21 protein-coding genes are annotated in these 20,388 nt (G+C 59.6%); 9 read left to right on the top strand and 12 right to left on the bottom strand.

The genetic code is table 11. The features are described 5' to 3' along the window. Window positions 1-19 precede the first annotated feature (19 nt). Window positions 20-1,273 carry an HDOD domain-containing protein gene (locus ACNSOI_RS04290; protein ID WP_286253988.1) on the bottom strand — a complete coding sequence of 418 codons (1,254 nt, stop codon included), beginning with the start codon at window positions 1,271-1,273 and terminating at the stop codon, window positions 20-22. Window positions 1,274-1,424: 151 nt separating this feature from the next. Here ACNSOI_RS04290 and ilvD point away from each other — a divergent pair, with 151 nt between their 5' ends. Further along, window positions 1,425-3,260 carry a dihydroxy-acid dehydratase gene (gene ilvD, locus ACNSOI_RS04285; protein ID WP_106693393.1) on the top strand — a complete coding sequence of 612 codons (1,836 nt, stop codon included), beginning with the start codon at window positions 1,425-1,427 and terminating at the stop codon, window positions 3,258-3,260. Window positions 3,261-3,329: 69 nt separating this feature from the next. Here ilvD and ACNSOI_RS04280 read toward each other — a convergent pair whose 3' ends face one another. Then, a complete protein-coding gene (locus ACNSOI_RS04280) occupies window positions 3,330-3,728 on the bottom strand; it encodes a peptidoglycan-binding domain-containing protein (protein ID WP_061333033.1) in 399 nt (132 codons plus the stop codon). Window positions 3,729-3,830: 102 nt separating this feature from the next. Further along, window positions 3,831-4,922, bottom strand: coding sequence for an AI-2E family transporter (locus tag ACNSOI_RS04275; protein ID WP_061333032.1), 1,092 nt, complete (start codon window positions 4,920-4,922; stop codon window positions 3,831-3,833). 137 nt (window positions 4,923-5,059) lie between these two features. Between ACNSOI_RS04275 and ACNSOI_RS04270 the strand changes: the two genes are divergently transcribed. The 3 genes from ACNSOI_RS04270 (at window position 5,060) to ACNSOI_RS04260 (ending at window position 6,778) form a co-directional block, all read left to right on the top strand. After that, window positions 5,060-5,410 (top strand): hypothetical protein, encoded by a 351-nt coding sequence (locus ACNSOI_RS04270; RefSeq protein WP_061333031.1) that lies wholly within the window; start codon window positions 5,060-5,062, stop codon window positions 5,408-5,410. A 97-nt stretch (window positions 5,411-5,507) separates the two neighbouring features. Then, the gene (locus ACNSOI_RS04265) at window positions 5,508-5,756 is read left to right on the top strand and encodes a hypothetical protein (protein ID WP_058090983.1); all 249 of its coding nucleotides are present in this window, start codon (window positions 5,508-5,510) and stop codon (window positions 5,754-5,756) included. A gap of 122 nt (window positions 5,757-5,878) precedes the next feature. Then, window positions 5,879-6,778 carry a haloalkane dehalogenase gene (locus ACNSOI_RS04260; RefSeq protein WP_061333030.1) on the top strand — a complete coding sequence of 300 codons (900 nt, stop codon included), beginning with the start codon at window positions 5,879-5,881 and terminating at the stop codon, window positions 6,776-6,778. Between the two features lie 12 nt (window positions 6,779-6,790). On the opposite strand, the gene ACNSOI_RS04255 is transcribed toward ACNSOI_RS04260, so the two are convergent. Then, entirely contained in the window at window positions 6,791-7,579 is a 789-nt protein-coding gene (locus ACNSOI_RS04255; protein ID WP_106693392.1) for an acyl-CoA thioesterase, read from the bottom strand. A 197-nt stretch (window positions 7,580-7,776) separates the two neighbouring features. On the opposite strand from ACNSOI_RS04255, the gene ACNSOI_RS04250 reads away from it, so the two are divergent. Beyond that, a complete protein-coding gene (locus ACNSOI_RS04250) occupies window positions 7,777-9,300 on the top strand; it encodes a DEAD/DEAH box helicase (RefSeq protein WP_106693390.1) in 1,524 nt (507 codons plus the stop codon). 20 nt (window positions 9,301-9,320) lie between these two features. Here the strand turns inward: ACNSOI_RS04250 and ACNSOI_RS04245 are convergent, their stop codons facing one another. From ACNSOI_RS04245 to ACNSOI_RS04230, 4 genes are all read right to left on the bottom strand, one after another. After that, on the bottom strand, window positions 9,321-9,836 hold the full coding sequence (locus ACNSOI_RS04245; RefSeq protein WP_061333027.1) for a dihydrofolate reductase: 516 nt from the start codon (window positions 9,834-9,836) through the stop codon (window positions 9,321-9,323). A 352-nt stretch (window positions 9,837-10,188) separates the two neighbouring features. Then, window positions 10,189-11,028 carry a thymidylate synthase gene (locus ACNSOI_RS04240; protein ID WP_106693389.1) on the bottom strand — a complete coding sequence of 280 codons (840 nt, stop codon included), beginning with the start codon at window positions 11,026-11,028 and terminating at the stop codon, window positions 10,189-10,191. Continuing rightward, a complete protein-coding gene (lgt, locus tag ACNSOI_RS04235; protein WP_061333025.1) occupies window positions 11,025-11,813 on the bottom strand; it encodes a prolipoprotein diacylglyceryl transferase in 789 nt (262 codons plus the stop codon). The genes ACNSOI_RS04240 and lgt overlap by 4 nt, the downstream gene beginning before the upstream one ends. 10 nt (window positions 11,814-11,823) lie before the next feature. After that, window positions 11,824-12,621, bottom strand: a complete 798-nt coding sequence (locus ACNSOI_RS04230) for a sulfite exporter TauE/SafE family protein (RefSeq protein WP_106693386.1) — start codon at window positions 12,619-12,621, stop codon at window positions 11,824-11,826. A gap of 99 nt (window positions 12,622-12,720) precedes the next feature. Between ACNSOI_RS04230 and ACNSOI_RS04225 the strand changes: the two genes are divergently transcribed. The 4 genes from ACNSOI_RS04225 to dxs all read left to right on the top strand — a co-directional run bounded on the left by ACNSOI_RS04225 (window position 12,721) and on the right by dxs (window position 16,773). Beyond that, a complete protein-coding gene (locus ACNSOI_RS04225) occupies window positions 12,721-13,494 on the top strand; it encodes an NRDE family protein (protein ID WP_286253974.1) in 774 nt (257 codons plus the stop codon). A gap of 57 nt (window positions 13,495-13,551) precedes the next feature. Further along, a complete protein-coding gene (locus tag ACNSOI_RS04220; protein ID WP_058090992.1) occupies window positions 13,552-13,809 on the top strand; it encodes an exodeoxyribonuclease VII small subunit in 258 nt (85 codons plus the stop codon). Then, window positions 13,809-14,705: a (2E,6E)-farnesyl diphosphate synthase gene (gene ispA, locus ACNSOI_RS04215; RefSeq protein WP_286253971.1), complete on the top strand. Its 897-nt coding sequence runs from the start codon at window positions 13,809-13,811 to the stop codon at window positions 14,703-14,705. The genes ACNSOI_RS04220 and ispA overlap by 1 nt, the downstream gene beginning before the upstream one ends. Window positions 14,706-14,841: 136 nt before the next feature. After that, on the top strand, window positions 14,842-16,773 hold the full coding sequence (gene dxs / locus ACNSOI_RS04210; protein ID WP_230713971.1) for a 1-deoxy-D-xylulose-5-phosphate synthase: 1,932 nt from the start codon (window positions 14,842-14,844) through the stop codon (window positions 16,771-16,773). A 56-nt stretch (window positions 16,774-16,829) separates the two neighbouring features. Here the strand turns inward: dxs and ribA are convergent, their stop codons facing one another. The 4 genes from ribA to argJ form a co-directional block, all read right to left on the bottom strand. Then, the gene (gene ribA, locus ACNSOI_RS04205) at window positions 16,830-17,441 is read right to left on the bottom strand and encodes a GTP cyclohydrolase II (RefSeq protein WP_058090995.1); all 612 of its coding nucleotides are present in this window, start codon (window positions 17,439-17,441) and stop codon (window positions 16,830-16,832) included. A 132-nt stretch (window positions 17,442-17,573) separates the two neighbouring features. After that, entirely contained in the window at window positions 17,574-18,056 is a 483-nt protein-coding gene (moaC, locus tag ACNSOI_RS04200) for a cyclic pyranopterin monophosphate synthase MoaC (RefSeq protein ID WP_058090996.1), read from the bottom strand. A 91-nt stretch (window positions 18,057-18,147) separates the two neighbouring features. Then, entirely contained in the window at window positions 18,148-19,128 is a 981-nt protein-coding gene (locus ACNSOI_RS04195; protein ID WP_286253967.1) for a Nudix family hydrolase, read from the bottom strand. Further along, entirely contained in the window at window positions 19,109-20,326 is a 1,218-nt protein-coding gene (gene argJ, locus ACNSOI_RS04190; protein WP_420195197.1) for a bifunctional glutamate N-acetyltransferase/amino-acid acetyltransferase ArgJ, read from the bottom strand. The genes ACNSOI_RS04195 and argJ overlap by 20 nt, the downstream gene beginning before the upstream one ends. Between the last annotated feature and the right edge of the window lie 62 nt (window positions 20,327-20,388).

Genomic DNA, 20,388 nt, shown 5'->3' with positions numbered 1-20,388 from the left:
CTCCGTCATCAGGCAGTAGTTATCGGATGGACAGGAGCTTTTGCACCTCATCTACCCGTTCACGGGCCTCACTCAAAAGCTGTAGGCTCCGGGAGGCATTGAGATCCAGTTCCCCCAGGCGGCGCCAGGCTGGCACCTGGTCAAAAGCGGGCAAGCCGGCATTCTGACTGGATCCGATCATGGAATGCAACTGCGCCACGATCACAACATCAACCAGCTGGGGCGCAGACTCCCGACACTCATAGCTCCAGTCTTCCGCGTGGCGGGCGGACTCGATAAACGCTTTCGGAAACTGCCAGTTCTCCAGAACCGCACACCCTACATCGGCCCGCAACTCCGACATGGCATGCTGAAGGTTCTTTTCATCAGCAAACAGGTTCACATGGTGCTCGGCCTGCACCAGGACCGGAACGATACCAATATCGTGCAGCAAGCCCGCCAGCAGGGCCTCTTCCGGATCAATCCGGGTGGCGTGATCCGCCAGCACCCAACACAAGGCCGCCACCTCCCGGGAATGCCGCCAAAGCTGTTCCATTTCCTTCTGCAGCGAGGCCCGACGAGTCTTGAACACCTCGCGCATGGCAAATACTGTTACCAATTGCCGGGTGGTTCGCATACCCAAACGAACCACCGCCTCCCGCACGTTCCGGACATCACTGAACCCCCGGTACAACGGACTGTTGCAGGACCGCACCAGCTTTGCCGCCATGGCGGGGTCGGCTGAGACCGCCTTGGATACATCGAGCGCCGTCGAGTCTTCGCGGTCCACCACCCGGCGCACTTTCCAGGCCACATCCGGCACACTGGGCAACTTGAGCTGATTGGAGCGGAGTTCGGCGTAAAACTCCATCAACAGATGATGTTCTTCACTTTCATCGGCGCCGCCATCCCCGGAATCCATTTCCACCTGGGCGACCGGCGCCGATCTCAGCATCTGGTTCAGAATCTCCTGCTCAATGACCAGAAACTCGCAGGGTTTGACCGCAGTAACGTCGTACATCCTGGGCTGCAACCGGGCAATGGGGTTGAGTGCCTTTTCCGTTTCAGCCTCAATCACCGTTTTGCGCCCGTCCACAGACTCGAGCTCTACCTTCCCGGATATCAGGAAAAAGTCCAGGCCGTCGCGAACGCCCCGCTCTATCACCCGTTGGCCGGGCCCATGGGTCCGGCGTTCAGCCCGGCTGGCTAACAACACCAATTGGTCGTCCGTCAACCGCCCCAATGGCTGGAAATCCTTGAGACGACGCAGCTGCAGGCTTTCCTGGCCACCCATAGACAGACTCCCTCGCAATTCTGGTCAAAATATCCCGTTACTTGTTACGTATTGTAAACACGCACTGGCAAAACAGCCATGCGACCAGCGTTTAATCTGGTATCCTTTGTGCTCAAGTACAACCAGATAATCAGGGAGACAGCAGCACACCATGCCCCAGTACCGTTCCCATACATCAACCGCTGGCCGCAACATGGCCGGTGCCCGGGCGCTCTGGCGCGCCACCGGCATGAAAAATGAAGACTTTGGCAAACCCATCATCGCCGTTGCCAACTCCTTCACCCAGTTTGTGCCTGGCCACGTTCACTTGAAAGACCTCGGACAACTGGTCTGCCGTGAGATCGAAGCGGCTGGCGGCGTTGCCAAAGAGTTCAACACCATCGCGGTGGATGATGGCATCGCCATGGGCCACGACGGCATGCTTTACTCCCTGCCCTCCCGGGAAATAATTGCCGATTCCGTCGAGTACATGGTTAACGCCCACTGTGCCGACGCGCTGGTTTGCATTTCCAACTGCGACAAGATCACCCCTGGCATGCTGATGGCCGCCATGCGCCTGAACATTCCGACAATCTTCGTCTCCGGTGGCCCGATGGAGGCCGGCAAAACCAAGTTGTCCGAGCACAAACTGGACCTGGTGGATGCCATGGTGATCGCAGCGGACCCGACGGCCACCGATGAAATGGTCGAAGAATACGAGCGCAGCGCCTGTCCTACCTGCGGTTCCTGCTCCGGCATGTTCACTGCCAACTCCATGAACTGCCTTACCGAAGCCATTGGCCTGGCGCTGCCCGGCAACGGTTCCATGCTGGCCACCCACGCCGACCGTGAACAGCTGTTCCTGAACGCCGGTCGTCAAATTGTGGAGAATGCCAAGCGCTATTACGAGCAGAACGATGCCAGCGTGCTGCCACGCAGCATTGCGTCTTTCTCCGCATTCGAGAATGCGATGGTCATGGACATTGCCATGGGCGGCTCCACCAACACGATTCTGCACCTTCTGGCAGCGGCCCAGGAGGGCGGTGTTGAGTTTACGCTGGCCGAAATTGACCAGCTGTCGCGGAAAGTCCCCCAGCTGTGCAAGGTGGCCCCCAACTCCCCGAAATACCATATGGAAGATGTACACCGGGCCGGCGGCATCATGGGCATCATGGGTGAACTGGAACGTGGCGGGCTGATCAACGTCGATTTGCCAACAGTACACAGTAAAACCATGAGAGATGCCCTCGAAGTATGGGACATCATGCGTTCTCCCACCGCGGAAGTGGTTGAGTTCTACAAGGCCGGCCCCGCTGGCATTCCCACCCAGACCGCCTTCAGCCAGAGCACCCGCTGGCCCAGCCTGGACGGCGACCGTGAAAACGGCTGCATCCGGTCCGTTGAAAACGCCTACTCTTCCGAGGGTGGCCTGGCGGTTCTGTTCGGCAATATTGCCCAGGACGGCTGCGTGGTAAAAACAGCCGGGGTGGATGAGAGCATCTACGTGTTCGAGGGTAAAGCCAGGGTATTTGAAAGCCAGGATGCGGCAGTTGCCGGCATTCTGAGCGACGAAGTCAAACCCGGCGAGGTCGTCATTATCCGGTACGAAGGCCCCCGTGGTGGCCCAGGCATGCAGGAAATGCTGTACCCCACCAGTTACCTGAAATCCAAGGGCCTCGGCAAGGAATGCGCCCTGCTGACGGACGGCCGCTTCTCAGGTGGCACTTCCGGATTGTCCATCGGGCACGCGTCACCAGAAGCCGCCGCCGGTGGTGCCATCGGCCTGATCGAGAATGGTGACACCATCCTGATCAACATCCCGGAGCGCAGCATCAATCTGCAGGTCAGCAACGAAGAACTGGACAAACGTCGCAAAGACCGTGACGCTAGAGGCTGGAAGCCCGAACTCGCCCGCGACCGCAAAGTCTCTGCGGCACTCAAGGCTTACGCGCTGCTGGCGACCAGTGCCGACAAAGGTGCTGTGCGGGACCTGTCCAAGCTGGACTAGGCCCCCACGCACTAACAAAAAAGCCCGCCTGACGGATGCCTGGCGGGCTTTTTTGTGGCTATCGTCCGGTCACCACAGTGACCAGCCGCTCTTCTCTTCTTCCTCTTCGGGCTCCGGCTCGGTCGCGGCAGCGGCGCTCTCCTCTGCAGCCGGCGCAGCTCCAGCTCCGGCCTGGCCCGCGGCGCTGGCCACCGGCTGCACAGCGGTCATACCCAGGGCGCGCTCGGTTGCCTCATCCAGCGAACCGGTTACCTCAAGCCCCTGGTCACGCTGGAACTTTTCCAGTTCGGCTCGGGTATTACTGTCCAGTTCCGGGTTAACGTTTTCTATATCGTAACCGGCACCGTACAAAGCATGCTTGAGGGCGACTACGTCGTTGGCATAGGCCGGGGATGTTAATCCCAGGAAGGCGATAGTTCCGGCGGCCATAGCCGCCATTCGTATGCGATGGCTGAAAGGATTCGTCATTGACACCTGATCTGCTCCTGATACCTCAGGGATATCGGTCTATTTATTATTATGTGGCGCCCATCTCCACAAGCCCGGGCGACCCACAGACCCTAACACAGATCAGTCGTCTTCTGCCGAACCTGTCGCACGTTTCGGCATATTCCCGGTGCTTTCGTTGCCAAATTCCCGGATAAAGATACCCCAGAACGCCATGAACAGAGCCGCCACCAGCGGGCCCATCACAAACCCGTTAATGCCGAACATGACAAGCCCGCCCAAGGTCGACAGCAAAACCAGGTAGTCGGGCATCTTGGTATCCCGCCCCACCAGGATTGGCCGTAACAGGTTATCGGCCAGGCCAATTACCACCATACCGTAGACCGTCAGAATGACCGCTGGCACCACGTCACCGATGGCAGCCAGGTAGACCGCCGCCGGAATCCACACAATGGCAGCGCCAACGGCCGGTAGCAGGGAGAAAATGGCCATCACCACCCCCCACAGGAGCGCACCGGAGATCCCCAGAATCCAGAAAATCACGCCACCCAGGGCACCCTGAATGATGGCAATCAGCAAATTGCCCTTGACCGTTGCCCGGGTAACTTCGGCAAACTTGGCAAACAGCAGGCGCTCCCGCTCATCACCCAGGGGCAATGCCTTGATCAGCAGCTCTACCAGTTGCTGGCCATCCCGAATCAGGAAAAACGCCAGATACACCATAAGCGCCAGGCCGAGGAAAAACTGGAAAGTGTTCTGGCCGATGCCCAGCGCCTGCTTGGCAAGGAACTGGCTGCCACCAACAAACGCACTGACCACGCGATCCCGCAATTCACCGAAACTGATATCAAACTGGCCCAGAAACGCCTGAATGGCAGGGAACGACCGGTTGACCTGGTCAATGTATTCACCAGGACGGATCTCACCGCTCTGGATCTTCTGGTATAGCCCCATGCCTTCGGTAATCAGGGCCGCGCCCAGCCCCAGAACCGGAATCACCACGATAACAATACAAACCAGCAGGGTAATTATCGCATTGATATTAGGCCGGTGGCCCAGCCGGCGGGTCAGCCACTGGTTGACCGGGTAAAAGATCAGGGCAATGGCGATGGCCCAGAATATTGGCCCGAAAAATGGTTTCATCAACAACGCGAAGGCGATGGAAACGCCCACCAGCATCGCCAGAAAAGTCCGTGTCTCAAGTTTTGCGTACATAATCCCTATACCCTGAAGCGAACGGTGCCCATACCGGATGGAACGTTTCACGAAAAAACAGACTAACACGATAGCGTGGCCACTATAGCCACCTTCACGATATAGTATCAGGTTATCGATCAGCCAATTAACAGGTCATGTTGTTGGATTCAGACGCTTTTACCGTTGAAACAGCCCTTGAGGCCGCGACAGAACTCCAGAAGGTTCTGGCTTCGCGTATGCACCGCCGTAAGGTGATGGGGCAGGAAGTTCTGGTGCCTGGTCAACTCGGTGAAGCCCTACATCTTCCGCGCATCATCAACCGCTTGCAGAGCAAACAGCAGAGGCAACGGGACAGAGGGCTGGAAGACTTCCAGGAACTGTGGCCAACCCTGTCCGAGTATACCCGGCACCGGGTCATGGACAAACTCGGCTGGTACGACCCGAAAGACCTGGACTGGGAGGACAAACGCTCAAACCGTCGCCCCGTGGTCGATCCTGACGCCTGATACGTATAACTGCTGAACCCGAACCAATGCAGGATCACTGTGGCGACTTTGAACTGTCACATTTTGTCCTTATGTTCTATGGATCAGGAGGATTATTATGACAAATACTACCCATTACACCGCCATCCTGGCCGAAGGCAGTGCCGTGCCGACACTGTTATGCGGCCATTGCCGTTCCATTCTTTCCAGAGCCAGGATTTTCAGAAACCAGGGCGACGGCCATCAGGACATCCATTGCCATACCATCGGCCTGTGCTCGGCCGACGACTGTGGCGCCGTCAATTGTTGTGACGATGCTTTGGCCCGGATTGACAACCCTGAACGCCTGTTTGATATCGCGTCCTGATTCAAACCGGCAACGCACTGTTACGCAACTCAAACACACAAAATTTCCATCTGATTTATCCTGATTTCCGACGATTGCCGTAAAGACAATCACGCAACCAATCAGTCAGGACAGTCGATGGCATGCGTATTCTGAGAACCGACGAAGCCCGCTTCGCAGGCCTTCCGGATTATCCCTTCCAAGCAAATTATCTGGACGTTGAGCCAGGCCTGCGCATGCACTTCGTCGATCAAGGTCCGACCAATGGAGCACCGGTGGTCATGCTGCATGGCGAGCCCTCCTGGTCCTACCTTTACCGGCACATGATCCCCATGGTCGCAGAAGCAGGTTACAGGGTACTGGCACCGGATCTGATCGGCTTCGGAAAATCCGACAAACCAGCCAATGTGACCGATTACAGCTACAGTAGCCATATGAGCTGGCTGGCCCGCTGGCTGGAAGACCTGAACCTCACCAACATCACCCTGGTGTGTCAGAATTGGGGATCACTGCTTGGCCTGAGACTGGCCGCAGAACATCACAGACGTTTCAGCCGGATCATTGTCGGTAACGGCATGCTGCCTACCGGAGACTCGCCGGTGCCTGCAGTGTTCCGTGCTTGGAAAGCGTTTGCCAGCCACAGCCCCTGGTTTCCCGTGGCCCGCATCATACAGCTGGGTACCGAAAGGGCTCTGAGCCCGGGTGAGATGGCGGCATACGAGGCACCCTTTCCGAGCGCGGCATTCAAAGCGGGCGCCCGCGCCTTTCCGGGCCTGGTTCCGGTTTCACCGGATGATCCAGCCAGCGCCGCCAACCGTGAGGCCTGGCGGATCCTGGAGAAATGGCGCAAGCCCTTCATCACCTGCTTCAGCAATGGCGATCCGATCACCCGGGGAGGTGATCGTCACATGCAAAGACGCATTCCCGGGGCACTAGGACAGCCCCACATTACCCTGCGCGGTGGCCATTTCCTGCAGGAGGACTCCCCCAGGGAGTTTGCCCGGGTCATACTGGATGCCCTGAAAGCTGAAATGGCGGCCTGAGCCCCCACCCATTCAACCAAAAACGGTCACTGTCTGGCGGCTCAGCGCCACCAGTTCGCCGCTCTCAGTCCAGATACCGGCATGGGTATGGCCGTAACCGGCACCTGCCTGATCAATCGTGGCCCTGTAGAGCAGCCACTCTCCCGGCTTCATGGTCGGCCGCGGGTGCACAATCTCCAACGCCCAGCTCAGGGAACTCGCCGGTGCAGGACCTTTCAAGTGCGGCAATAACGCAGGCGGCCAGGCATCCACCAACGCCACAATGTGCGCGTCGGTCAGAGCAGAGGGCGTTTCCCGGAACTGCATCCAGCCCCCCATATCACGACCACCCTTGCCGGAAAACGGCATGTTGCCGAACGCCCAACGCATGTCGATATGCTGGGTAAATTCCGGGGTAACTCCGGGAATGTATGGCAACTCCTGGCATTGGTTTACCGGAGCAGCCGCCGGGGCAGGCGATGGCGCTACCTGAACCGACGACTCCCGGTCACCGCCAAAACTCGCCAGGCATGCCAGTCTGGTCTCACCGTTCTGCAGAATTCGCCCCTGAACCTGAGAGACCGCCTTGCCCTCACGCAACAGCTCTGCCTCAAACACCGCAGGCACATCCGGTTCCACCGGCCCGACAAACGACACCTGCATCGCCCGCATCGCCCTGCCAGAAGCAACTTTCGACGCCATCACATCGAACGCCAGTGCCGCTACCAGCCCACCGAAGGTAGCCCGTCCCTGCCCCCAACTGGCCGGGATCACAACGTCTCGGCCCTCGCGCACCGAATTCAGAAGCTCATCGAACGTCATACTCTTCCATTCCTGTTAATTAGCCTGCAAACAACCAAGACTGCCGCAGTTTACCGAAGCTGGCAAGCGGCTTCCCCGGCAACTACCTACCCTATTACCGGCAATAGTCATGTTAAAGACTGCCCAAACCGACTATAATGTTTCAAAATCATGCATTGCATTTGTAATGCGATACCCTCCGAATACCGAGTACATTCATGTCAGAATTGTCTTTTGCCGAACTGGGGCTGGATCCAGCAGTACTGGAAGCCGTCTCCGCAGTTGGCTATGAAACCCCGTCGCCCATCCAGGCGCAATCCATTCCAGCCCTGCTGGCCGGCAACCACCTACTGGGCGTTGCCCAGACCGGTACTGGCAAAACGGCCGCGTTTGCACTGCCGCTGCTGAGCCGTATTGATGCCAGCGTTGCAGAGCCCCAGATTCTGGTGCTTGCTCCTACCCGGGAGCTGGCCATTCAGGTGGCCGAGGCGTTCACCACCTACGCCAGCAAGTTCAAACACTTCCACGTTCTGCCGATTTACGGCGGCCAGGACTTTGCGCCACAGATCCGCGGCCTGAAGCGTGGCGCCCAGGTCATCGTGGGTACGCCAGGTCGGATGCTGGACCACCTGCGCAAAGGCACCCTGAAGCTGGGCAGCCTGAAGGCACTGGTGCTGGATGAAGCAGACGAAATGCTGCGCATGGGCTTTATCGACGACGTAGAAGCGATTCTGGCGAAGACACCGGACACCTGTCAGCGCGCCCTGTTCTCGGCCACCATGCCGCCGCAGATCAAGAAGGTTGCGCAAACCTATCTCAAGAATGCGACAGAAGTAAAAATCGAGAGCGAAACCCGCACGGTTGAGCGTATCTCGCAATTCGTATTACCGGTCTACGCCGAGCGCAAACTGGATGCCCTGACCCGCATCCTGGAAGTGGAGCCGTTCGACGCCTCCATTATCTTTGTACGCACCAAGGCAGAAACCACCCTGCTGGCTGAAAAACTGTCAGCCCGTGGCCATGCGGTTGCGCCCCTGAGTGGTGACCTCAACCAGCGCCAGCGTGAACAGACCGTAGAAGACCTCAAGCGCGGCAAGAAAGACATCATCATCGCCACTGACGTTGCTGCCCGTGGCCTGGACGTACCCCGGATTACCCACGTGATCAACTACGACGTGCCCTACGACACCGAGGCGTACATCCACCGGGTTGGCCGCACCGGCCGTGCGGGCCGCACCGGCAAGGCGATTTTGCTGGTCACACCGCGCGAGCGCAGCTGGCTGCGCACCCTGGAGCGGGCCACCAACTCTCCGATGGAACCGTACCAGCTGCCGTCACCGGCTGCGCTGCAGAAAATGCGAGTAGAGCAGTTTGAAGAGCAACTGCTGGGCTTCACCAACGATCCCCGATCTGCCAAGGCCATTGCCCTGCTGGACGACATTGCCGAGCGCAATGACATGGACATGGCGGCCGTTGCTGGCGCCCTGGCCTGCTTGCTTGAAGCCTCCCAGCCGGATTCACTGCCGCTGGAGCAGCCCGAAGCCCTGCCGGAAGTGTCCGCAGCGCCCCGTCGCGACCGCAAAGGCCCGCCTCCAGGCAAAGGTGGCTTCCGTAAAGGCGCTCCTGGCAAGAAATTCAGCAAAGATGGCAAGCCCGGCTTCCGCAAGGGCCCACCCAAGGGCAAGCCTGCTGGCAAGGGCGGCAAGCCCTCTGCCAATGGCCCCAAGCGCGCCCCGCGCTGAAGGCCAGAACCGCTAGCCGGTCAGGCTGACCGGCTACGCTGGTAGACGACGAAACTGTAGTCGTAAGGATTATGATCAGACGCGGAGAAATCTTCGCGTCCGATTTCTTCCCAGTCATCCCAGTTCACTTCCGGAAAGTAAGCGTCGCCATCTACCTCGGCGTGCACCTGTGTGATGTACATCCGGTCGACCATGGGCAACGCCTCGGCGTAGATCTGGCCACCGCCGATGATCATTACCTCATCACCGCCCTCCAGTTCCGCCTGGGCTTCTGCTCTGACTAACGCGTCATTCAATGATGCCGCCGCGACCGTGCCGGCCGGCGCTTCCCATGCCGGGTTTCGGGAAATCACCACGTTCATCCGTCCCGGCAGTGGCCTGCCAATGGAATCCCAGGTTTTCCGCCCCATGATGATCGGCTTACCCATAGTGGCTTGCTTGAAGTAACGCAGATCGCCAGGCAGATACCAGGGGAGCTTGTTGTCCCGCCCAATGACGCGGTTCCGGGACATCGCAACAATCAGTGCCTTTCTCATATTTGGTCCTCATAACTTGGAGTTAGCGAGGAGCGGGAGCTGGTTTTCAAAACACGCTCAAGCACATCCATGTGACGCTTGGGCTCCGCCATCCCTGGCTCCGCACAGTTTTGAAAACCAGCTCCCGCCCCTCGCACCCAAACTTCACTGTATGACCTCATTTACTGCGATCCATCTCGCAGCGTGATCGCTGGCAAGCGGGTGGGGCTTTCCGAAAATCTGCGGAGCCAGGGATGGCGGAGCCGAAGCTGCACAGGGACGTCTTGAGGCGCTTTTCGGAAAGCCCCACCCGCTTGGCAGCAGCCCCCCATACTCGCGGGCCCGTCTGACGAAAACACCGCCAGACCATCAATCAAATCGCAATAGGGGCCTTGATGACCGGGTAAGGGTCATAGCCTTCGAATTCGAAATCTTCCAGCTCGTAGTCGAAGATGGATTCCGGCTTGCGCTTGATGACCAGCCTGGGCAAGGCACGGGGCTCGCGCTTTAGCTGCTCGAACACGATATCGTCGGTCAGGTGATTACTGTACAAGTGACAGTCCCCAAACGTGTGCACAAACTCGCCAACATCCAGATCACACTGCTGGGCAATCATGTGGGTCAACAAAGCGTAAGACGCAATGTTAAAGGGCACCCCCAGAAACAGATCCGCGCTGCGCTGGTAAAGCTGGCAAGACAGCTTGCCGTCCGCCACATAGAACTGGAACAGACAGTGGCAGGGAGCCAGCGCCATGCGCCCTTCCCGCACGTTCTCCTGCGGACTGACCGACTCGTCCGGAAGTTCCGCCGGGTTCCAGGCGGAGACAATCAGGCGCCGGGAGTTGGGCTTGGTTCGGATTTGCTCGATAACCTCGCTGATCTGGTCGATCACGCGGCCGTCGTGGCACTGCCAGCTGCGCCACTGCTTGCCATAAATTGGCCCCAGGTCGCCGTTATCGAGTGCCCATTCGTTCCAGATGCTGACCTTTCGTTCCGCCAGCCAGTTGTTGTCAGTGGAACCTTTCAGGAACCACAACAATTCGTAAATGATGCTGCGTAGGTGGACTTTCTTGGTGGTCACCAGGGGGAAGCCATCCTGCAGATTGAAGCGCATTTGCCGGCCGAACACGGAGCGGGTGCCAACGCCGGTGCGGTCGCCCTTGTCGAATCCGTTGTCAACAACGTCTTGCATCAGGTCGAGGTAAGCTTTCATGCAGCGTTTCTCCGGTAAGCAATAACAATCAGGGCAGCGCCAGCAATGACCATGGGCAACGACAGCACCTGCCCCATGGTCAGCCAGTCGAAGGCCAGGTAACCCAGTTGCGGGTCAGGCTGGCGGAAGAATTCGGTAAAGAATCGGAAACTGCCATAGCAGGCCAGAAACAGGCCAGAGACGGCCATTTTCGGGCGGGGCCGGGAGGAGAACCACCACAGGATGGCGAACAACACCACCCCTTCCAGGGCAAACTGATAGATCTGGGAGGGGTGCCTGGCCAGGCTGTCGGGGGCGGTGCGGAACACCATGCCCCAAGACACATCCGTAGGTTTGCCCCAAAGCTCCCCGTTGATAAAATTGCCGATGCGGCCCGCGCCCAGGCCCACCGGCACCAGCGGCGCCACAAAATCGGCGATGCTCCAGAACCCGGCCGACGTTTTACGCCCGAACCACCACATCGCCAGCATGACGCCCAGCAGGCCGCCATGGAACGACATCCCCCCTTCCCACACCCGCAACAACCATAGCGGGTCGGCCAGGAAGGCATCGAAGTTATAAAACACCACATACCCGAAACGGCCACCGAGAATGACACCCAGGGCCATATAAAACAGCAGGTCACCTACTTGCTCTTCATTCAGGGGCGACCAGGGTTTGCGGCTACGCAGGCGGCCAAGCCACCAGCCGGCGGCGAAGCCAACCAGGTAGGTCAGGCCATACCAGTGGATTTTCAGGGGGCCGATGGCAATAGCCACCGGGTCAATCTGCGGGTGTTGCAACATGAATACGCTCTCAACTCAGCAGGAATCGGAGGCCGACGAGGATCAGCACAACGGCAAATATCTTCTTCAACAGGCGGCCATCCAGCTTGTGCGCCAGCTTTGCGCCGAAACGGGCAAAAAAGACACTGGTGGCAACAATACCGACCAACGCCGGCAAATAGATAAACCCAACACTGAAATCAGGCAGCTGCGGGTTCTGCCAGCCGGTCCAGATGTTGCCAGCAGCGCCGGCCAAGGCAATCGGCAAGCCGCAAGCCGCGGACGTGGCGACAGCCTGTTGCATGCGCACGTTACACCAGGTGAGGTAAGGCACGGAGATTGTGCCACCACCAATTCCGAAGATGGCAGATGCCCAGCCCACAAACCCACCGGCCACCCCGAGCCCGGCGTTTCCAGGCACATCCCGACCAGGCTTGGGGTTTGCTTCCAGCAGCATTTTCAGCGCGACCAGAATCGCAAAGGCGCCAATGATGGTTTTCAGCATCGGGCCACTCAGCAGCGACGCAGTCCACGCGCCGGCCAATGCCCCGACGATGATTCCGACCGTCATGGGCCGCACCAGTTCCCACCGGACAGCCCCATGGATATGGTGGGTGCGTATGGAACTGATAGACGTAAAGACAATAGTGGCCAGAGAAGTACCAATAGCGAGGTGAGCGGCGATCTCGGAACTGAACCCCTGGAAGCCAAAAGTGAAAATCAGCACCGGAACGATAACCAGGCCACCACCGATTCCGAACAGGCCAGCCATGGTGCCTGCCAGTGCACCTAGTGTCAGGTACAGAATGAATATACCGATCAGGGTCATGTTTGTTTGCTTAATCCCGGGAATAAATCAGGCTGGTATGATACGCATTGTTGCCAACCGCTGCAGCCTCCCAATTCAATTAAAGGATTGCCATCGACCATGTGCCTCATTGCTTTCGCCATCGGACAAAGCCCGGAATTTCCCCTGGTGGTGGCAGCCAACCGGGACGAGTTCTTCCGGCGCCCCACCGCCGCCATGGACTGGTGGCAGGACAACAACGGCCAGCAAATTCTGGCCGGACAGGACCTGGAATCCGGCGGCACCTGGTTGGCGGTCAATACCGACGGCACGGTAACAGCCGTGACCAACGTGCGGGAGGGAAGCCCCGAGGCTGGCCGCCAAAGCCGTGGCGAACTGCCCTTACACGCACTGAGACTCTCAACCAGTGAACTGCAATCCTCACTGGATGCAGAGCCGGGCCGCTACGCTGGGTTCAACCTGGTGAAGCTGACCGGGCTTGGAGGCTGGTATTACAGCAATCGGGACGCCCACCCTGGCCGGCAGGTATTCCGGGGCGTTTATGGCCTGAGTAACCACCTGCTGCAGACCCCCTGGCCAAAACTGCTGAGGCTACGCAAGGCCGTTGGCCACTGCGTGGAACAAGCGCGCAAAGACCCGGCGCCGCTGCACAAACAGCTACTGTCACTCTTACAGGACACCACGCCAGCGCCAGACCAGAGCCTTCCGGATACCGGCGTTGGCATGGAAACCGAGCGATTTCTGTCTTCACCATTCATCGTCGGCGACCACTACGGAACCCGAGCAACCACGGTTGTTACCGTGTCCCGACAGGGCCAGGTGTCAGTCACCGAGCAATCCTGGGGACCGAATGCCACAACTCTGGAAAAACGCCAATTCGCCTGGCAGCGATAGCTCAGGGACTCTGATATAATCCGCGCAATTTCCGAAACACCTGACCGGAGGTCGCCCATGGCCGGTGAGAATAACAGCAGCACATCCATTGCCGACTTTGAAAAATCCCTGGACGAACTTGAGCGATTGGTTCGCGATCTTGAGCAGGGAGAGCTTTCGCTGGAGCAGTCACTGGCAGCCTTCGAGCGGGGCGTAAAGCTCACCCGAGAATGCCAGACCGCCCTGAAAACCGCCGAGCAGCGTGTTGAACAGCTGGTTCAGAACAGCGATGGCTCCCTGGAGACCCGTCCCTTTTCAGCGGATGATGCCAACTGATGAGTGAGCGCCTGTCCCTGGCTCTGGAATTTCTGGAGCAATCCCGCCAGCAAATCGACCAGGCACTGGAACGCTCCATTCGCGATGGCGCCGCCTCACCCAGGCTGGATGAGGCCATGCGCTACAGCGTTCTGGGCGGTGGCAAGCGCATTCGCCCGGCACTGTGCCTGGCCGCAGCCCGCGCCATCGGCGCCGATCCGTTAGCGGCGCTGGCCCCCGCCTGTGCGCTGGAACTGGTGCACGCCTATTCCCTGGTGCACGACGACCTGCCCGCCATGGATGACGACGACCTCCGGCGTGGCCGACCAACCGTTCACATCGCGTTTGACGAAGCCAGCGCCATACTGGCCGGCGATGCGCTGCAAACCCTGGCCTTTGCACTTCTGGCGGAGGCCCCGGAGCTGTCAGACCAACAACGCATCGCAATGATTCGGGAACTGGCGACCGCCAGCGGACATCAGGGCATGGTTGGTGGCCAGGCCATTGATCTGGAATCGGTTGGCCGCCAACTGACCATAGAACAGCTTGAGTCCATGCATCGCCATAAAACCGGCGCCCTGATCGAAGCCAGTGTTCGCCTTGGCGCGCTGACATCCGGTTCGGTCACAGATCAACAACTGGCCGCCCTGTCTGATTTTGCCAGCGCCCTGGGCCTGGCGTTCCAGGTGCAGGATGACCTGCTGGATATTGAAGGCGATACCGAAGTCATCGGAAAGCGACAGGGCTCGGACGCCGCCAGGGAGAAACCCACCTATCCGGCCCTGCTGGGTATTTCCGGTGCCAGGGAACACCTGGAGAAGCTGCTGGATCAGGCCCAGAGTGCCCTGGACAGTTTCGGCGACGAAGCCGAGGTGCTGAGGGCCATGGCCGATTATGTGGTGGCCAGAAGCCACTGAACCGCGCTGACAAACAAGAATCGGCCGGTTTGACGACACCGTTTTGTAACATCTGGCCCGGGAAGTGTGAAACACACCTCCCTGTTCCCTTATAATGCCAGTCATAGAATCCATATTCCGATAAAGACCCGAGCTGATGCAGGACACATACATTTTCAGGGAAATCCCGTCGCAGCGGCCCAACACGCCCATTCTTGACCGGATTGACGTGCCCGCCCAGCTGCGCACCCTGCCCGAGGAAGATCTTCCCCAACTGGCCAGAGAACTCCGGGCTTTCCTGCTCTGGTCTGTCGGCCAGACCGGCGGGCACTTTGGTGCCGGCCTGGGCGTTCTGGAACTGACCGTCGCCCTGCACTATGTCTTCAATACGCCTGAAGATCGACTGGTCTGGGATGTTGGCCACCAGGCCTACCCCCACAAGATCCTGACGGGTCGCCGGGAACAGATGGGCAGCATCCGCCGCAAGGATGGCCTGGCCGGGTTCCCGAAACGCGCGGAAAGTGAATACGACACCTTTGGCGTTGGCCACTCCAGCACATCGATCAGCGCCGCACTGGGCATGGCCATTGCAGCCCGCATGCAGAATACCGGGCGCAAGAGCATCGCCGTAATCGGCGACGGCGCAATGACCGCCGGGATGGCCTTCGAGGCCCTGAACCACGCCGGCCATCTGCATGCCGACATGCTGGTCATCCTGAACGATAATGACATGTCGATCTCCCGCAACGTGGGCGGGTTGTCCAACTATTTTGCCAAGCTGCTGGCCAGCCGAACCTACAACCAGGTTCGGGACAGCAGCAAGAAAGTGCTGAAAAGCACCCCGCACCTGATGGCGCTGGCGAAGAAAACCGAAGAACACTTCAAGGGCATGATTGCCCCGGGCACGCTGTTCGAGGAGCTGGGCTTCAACTACATCGGCCCGATTGATGGCCACGATCTGCCATTGCTGGTTGAAACCCTGGAGAACATCCGGGAGCTGGACGGCCCGCAGTTCCTGCATGTGGTCACCACCAAAGGCAAAGGCTTTGCGCCCGCAGAGGCGGACCCCATTGGCTATCACGCCATCAACAAGATTGAACCCGTGCCACCGAGCAAACCGGAGCCGGTCAAACCGAAGCAGGCCAAACCAAAATACGCCAACGTCTTCGGACAATGGCTGTGCGATGCCGCCGAGCAGGATGAGCGCGTGGTCGGCATTACACCCGCCATGTGTGAAGGCTCAGACCTGCTGGCGTTTTCCGAACGCTACCCGGACCGCTACTTTGACGTCGCCATCGCCGAGCAGCACGCGGTCACCCTGGCCGCCGGACTGGCCTGTGACGGCGCCAAACCCGTCGTGGCAATCTATTCCACATTTCTGCAACGGGGCTATGACCAACTGATTCACGACGTTGCCATCCAGGATCTGGACGTGCTGTTTGCCATCGACCGGGCGGGGCTGGTGGGCGAAGACGGCCCGACCCATGCCGGCGCGTTCGACATCAGCTATCTCCGCTGCATCCCGAAAATGGTGGTGATGACCCCCTCAGATGAAAACGAAACCCGCCAGCTCCTGCACACCGGTCTTCAGTACCATGGCCCAGCTGCCGTGCGCTACCCCCGGGGCACCGGCCCCGGTGCCGAAATCCAGCAGGCGCTGTCGGCTCTGCCCCTCGGCAAGGGTCGCGTTGTCCGCGAGGGCGCTCGGGTGGCCATACTTAACTTTGGCACCCTGTTGGGCTCAGCCCTGGAAGCGGCCGACAGCCTGAATGCGACAGTGGCGGATATGCGTTTCGTTAAACCACTGGATGAGAGCCTGGTACTGGAACTGGCCGAACAACATGACCTGCTGGTAACGCTGGAAGAAAACGTGGTGGCCGGCGGTGCCGGTAGCGCAGTGACCGAATGCCTGAATAAACGGGAAGTGATGCTGCCGGTGCTGCAGCTGGGCTTGCCTGACCGCTTCGTCGACCATGGCAAGCACGGGGAATTGCTCAAGGAATGCGGGCTGGACCCGGAAGGTATCCGTAGCGCCATCGCCAGTCGGATTGACCGCCTCGGTAACGCCGCCCTGACCGCCATCAAGTGATCACTGCTGGCTGATAGCGCAGCCGTGCTATCAGCCGACTCTGCCAACCGGCTCAATCAGGCCGGGTCGTCATCCTGATGAGTCTCGAGCCAGTGGCCGAGCTTGCTTTGCTTGGTATTGAGATAGTGTTCGTTGTGCGGGTTGCGACCCACGTGCAGGGGAACCCGCTCCGAAATCTGAATTCCGTAAGACTCCAACGCCTTGACCTTCCTGGGGTTGTTGGTCATCAGCTTCAGGCTTCGGATCCCCAGGTGCTCGAGCATGTCCTTGCACATGCTGTAGTCCCGCAAATCCGCACCGAAACCCAGCCGCTCGTTGGCCTCTACGGTATCTGCGCCCTGGTCCTGCAACCGGTAGGCGCGAATCTTGTTCAGCAACCCGATGCCACGGCCTTCCTGGCGCAGGTACATCAGAATGCCACGGCCTTCGCGGGCAATGCTGCGCAATGCTTCTTCCAGCTGATACCCGCAATCACAACGCATACTGTACAGGGCGTCGCCAGTCAGGCACTCGGAATGGGTACGTGCCAGCAGCGGCTCATCGCTATCAATATCGCCCAGCGTTAGTGCCACATGCTCCTTTCCGGTGTCCGGCTCCTCAAAGCCGTGCATGTCGAACACACCGAAGGGGGTGGGCAAACGGCAGGTCTCAATGTAACGAACAGCCACTGTATTTCCTCGTGGTTCTGACAAATTGGGCGGGCATTCTATCATGCGGCTGCTTGCCTGGCGTAGTGTTGGCACGTTTACTCTCCGAATACAGTGTGGTCGGAAAGAGTACGGCCAAGGCCAGAGAGCAGATCATTGTTCCGGCGCGCGCCAGTGTCCCGAGCGGCCACCCTTCTTTTCCAGCAGCCGCACACCATCCACCACCATCGCCTTATCAACGGCTTTGCACATGTCGTACAGGGTCAAAGCGGCAACACTGGCAGCCGTGAGCGCCTCCATCTCGACACCGGTCTGCCCCGACAGCTTGCAACGGGTAAGGATATGCACAGAGGCGCCATCCGCCCCCGGAGACAACTCCACTTTCACCGATGTCAGATTCAGGGCATGGCACAGGGGAATCAGGTCATGGGTCTTCTTGGCCGCCATGATGCCGGCGATACGGGCGGTAGCCAGCACGTCGCCCTTGGGATGCTCACCATCAATGATCATTCGCAGGGTTTCCGGCGCCATGCGGATGGTTGCTTCCGCCCGGGCCTCCCGCTCGGTGACGGCCTTGCTCGTCACATCCACCATTCGGGCTTCACCCTTATCATCCAGATGGGTCAACTTGCTCACGCTGTACTCCCCGCTCGTTGTTGATCTGTCACTGTTTAACCACTGTCGCACAGGCTGATGCCGGCGGAAATCCGTAATCTCCGCCAGCGGCTCACCACCAGAAACCGATACCGGCAATGCCCTGGCCGCCCCGCTCACGACACAGTGTTTCATGACCTGGCCCCAGCCCCCCCAGCCCGTAGACTGGAAGCCTGGCATTGGCCACCAGGAATTCGAACTGCTCCCAGCCGATTCCGGGTTGCCCCGGATGGGTGGGCGTTTCCAACACCGGGCCCAGCGTCGCGTAATCCGCACCCAGAGCCGCCGCATGGTGCAGCTGCCCCTGGTCATGGCAGGACACCCCCAGCCATCGATCGGCCGGCACAGGGCGCCTTGAGAGCGCCTGAGCTTCACGCCAGGGCAGGTGCAGGCCGGCAGCTTTCGGAAACGCACCAAGCAAGCGCGGATGCCCATGCAAAACCAGTCCGACACCGGCACCGGAACAGATCGGCAAAGCCTCTGCCGCCAGTTTCAGGTAATCGTTATCCGGCAATTGAGGCGCCCGAAGCACAACCAGCTGCCCCGCCATCCCGCCAATCGACCGTTCCAGCCTGCTGATACCGTCCTGCCAGGATGCCATAGGGCCAACAATCGCGAGGCGCTGCGGTAAATTGAGTGCCCTGATGATCGGGCGGTTGGCGGCGGGGAAATCCGCATCGGCGAGCTCGCACGGGCGCAGCCAGCTGATCGGTTGCCCTTCCCGGCCCTCTGGCTGCCCCTCGGCTTCGGTGGTTCTCCAGACATCCAGGAAAACCTGTTTATCGCCGTAATCATGTCGAATACCGATCACCGGCTCCAGGCTGGCCAGGGGCACCTGCAGGCCGGTTTCCTCGGCAATCTCCCGAACCAGGGCCTGCTGTACGGTTTCCCCCGACTCCACCTTGCCACCCGGGAACTCCAGCAGTCCGCCCTGATGCACGTGATCCGGACGGCGGGCAATCAGAACCCGGCCGTCACGGATAATGACGGCGACGGCAACGTGGATCTGCTTCTTCCCCGCCAGGGTCTCAGGCTCAGGTACGGTATTCGGCATTGATGGTCACATAGTCGTGGGAGAAGTCACAGGTCCACACGGTTTCCTGAACGCTACCGCGCTTGAGGTCGATGGCAATGGTGATTTCTTCCTGGCTCATTACCCGCTGACCCCGGTCTTCGGAGTAATCATCGGCACGGCCACCATTGCGCACCAGGCAGACATCCCCCAGATAGATTTCCAAAGAGCCCAGGTCCAGGTCCGGCACACCCGCGCGCCCCACCGCCGCCAGAATCCGGCCCCAGTTGGGGTCCGAAGCAAACAGCGCGGTCTTCACCAGCGGCGAGTGCGCGACGGTATAGGCCACATCGAGGGCCTCCTGCTGGCTGGCCGCACCGCTGACATCGATGGTGACAAACTTGGTGGCACCCTCACCGTCCCGGACAATGGCATGGGCCAGGTCCAGGTATACCTGGCGAAGGGCTTCTCTCAGCGTCGGCAGGTGCGGGCTGTCTGCGGTGATTTCCGGCCCGTCGTACTGGCCACTGGCCATCAACATGCAGGCATCGTTGGTGGAGGTGTCGCCATCAATGGTAATCCGGTTGAACGACTTCTCGCCCAGCTCCGACGCCAATGACTGCAGCACGTCGGGTGCAATGCGGGCGTCGGTGGCGATAAACCCGAGCATGGTGGCCATGTTTGGCCGGATCATGCCCGCGCCCTTGCTGATGCCGGAGATGGTCACCGCATGGCCACCCAGATCCACCCGCACAGACGCACCTTTGGGCCGGGTGTCGGTGGTCATGATGCCACTGGCGGCTTCCGCCCAGCGATCTTCCCGGGCACTGGCCAGGGCTTCCGGCAACGCCTTGACAATCTTGTCGACCGGCAAGGGCTCACCGATCACACCGGTTGAGAACGGCAACACTGCGTCAGGGCTAACGCTTGCTTCGGCGGCCAGCGCTTCACAACAGCGCAGAGCATCGGCCATGCCACGTTCGCCGGTACCGGCGTTGGCATTGCCGGTGTTGATCAGCAGGTAGCGGGGTGCGCCCTGGGCCAAGTGTTTACGGCTGAGTGCCACAGGAGCCGCGCAAAACTGATTGCGGGTAAAGATGCCCGCTACCCTCGCCTCCGGCACCAACTCAAACACCACTATGTCTTTACGCCCGGGCTTTTTGATACCCGCACTCGCAATCCCCACCTTGATACCCGCCACCGGGTAAAACTCGGGTAAGGTTCCGGGACCTACTGCCATGCCTGCCTCCTGAATCTATCCGAAACTGTAAACGACAAAACCCGCATACCGCCCATACACTG

It is taken from the genome of Marinobacter sp. GH_1 (genome assembly GCF_048595985.1).
Lineage (GTDB): Bacteria > Pseudomonadota > Gammaproteobacteria > Pseudomonadales > Oleiphilaceae > Marinobacter > Marinobacter shengliensis.
Note: the sequence above shows the minus strand (reverse complement) of the source record. Positions and strands in the feature narration are given on the sequence as shown.

What these genes read in the sequence shown, in the direction of transcription:
- ACNSOI_RS04240 (WP_106693389.1), bottom strand. Translation starts at nt 11,028, where the DNA reads ATGAAAGCTTACCTCGACCTGATGCAAGACGTTGTTGACAACGGATTC.
- ACNSOI_RS04245 (WP_061333027.1), bottom strand. Translation starts at nt 9,836, where the DNA reads ATGAGAAAGGCACTGATTGTTGCGATGTCCCGGAACCGCGTCATTGGG.
- ACNSOI_RS04230 (WP_106693386.1), bottom strand. Translation starts at nt 12,621, where the DNA reads ATGACCCTGATCGGTATATTCATTCTGTACCTGACACTAGGTGCACTG.
- ACNSOI_RS04195 (WP_286253967.1), bottom strand. Translation starts at nt 19,128, where the DNA reads ATGCCGAATACCGTACCTGAGCCTGAGACCCTGGCGGGGAAGAAGCAG.
- lgt (WP_061333025.1), bottom strand. Translation starts at nt 11,813, where the DNA reads ATGTTGCAACACCCGCAGATTGACCCGGTGGCTATTGCCATCGGCCCC.
- ACNSOI_RS04255 (WP_106693392.1), bottom strand. Translation starts at nt 7,579, where the DNA reads ATGACGTTCGATGAGCTTCTGAATTCGGTGCGCGAGGGCCGAGACGTT.
- ACNSOI_RS04220 (WP_058090992.1), top strand. Translation starts at nt 13,552, where the DNA reads ATGGCCGGTGAGAATAACAGCAGCACATCCATTGCCGACTTTGAAAAA.
- dxs (WP_230713971.1), top strand. Translation starts at nt 14,842, where the DNA reads ATGCAGGACACATACATTTTCAGGGAAATCCCGTCGCAGCGGCCCAAC.
- ilvD (WP_106693393.1), top strand. Translation starts at nt 1,425, where the DNA reads ATGCCCCAGTACCGTTCCCATACATCAACCGCTGGCCGCAACATGGCC.
- ACNSOI_RS04270 (WP_061333031.1), top strand. Translation starts at nt 5,060, where the DNA reads ATGTTGTTGGATTCAGACGCTTTTACCGTTGAAACAGCCCTTGAGGCC.
- ispA (WP_286253971.1), top strand. Translation starts at nt 13,809, where the DNA reads ATGAGTGAGCGCCTGTCCCTGGCTCTGGAATTTCTGGAGCAATCCCGC.
- ACNSOI_RS04225 (WP_286253974.1), top strand. Translation starts at nt 12,721, where the DNA reads ATGTGCCTCATTGCTTTCGCCATCGGACAAAGCCCGGAATTTCCCCTG.
- argJ (WP_420195197.1), bottom strand. Translation starts at nt 20,326, where the DNA reads ATGGCAGTAGGTCCCGGAACCTTACCCGAGTTTTACCCGGTGGCGGGT.
- ACNSOI_RS04260 (WP_061333030.1), top strand. Translation starts at nt 5,879, where the DNA reads ATGCGTATTCTGAGAACCGACGAAGCCCGCTTCGCAGGCCTTCCGGAT.
- ACNSOI_RS04280 (WP_061333033.1), bottom strand. Translation starts at nt 3,728, where the DNA reads ATGACGAATCCTTTCAGCCATCGCATACGAATGGCGGCTATGGCCGCC.
- ACNSOI_RS04250 (WP_106693390.1), top strand. Translation starts at nt 7,777, where the DNA reads ATGTCAGAATTGTCTTTTGCCGAACTGGGGCTGGATCCAGCAGTACTG.
- ACNSOI_RS04290 (WP_286253988.1), bottom strand. Translation starts at nt 1,273, where the DNA reads ATGGGTGGCCAGGAAAGCCTGCAGCTGCGTCGTCTCAAGGATTTCCAG.
- ACNSOI_RS04275 (WP_061333032.1), bottom strand. Translation starts at nt 4,922, where the DNA reads ATGTACGCAAAACTTGAGACACGGACTTTTCTGGCGATGCTGGTGGGC.
- ACNSOI_RS04265 (WP_058090983.1), top strand. Translation starts at nt 5,508, where the DNA reads ATGACAAATACTACCCATTACACCGCCATCCTGGCCGAAGGCAGTGCC.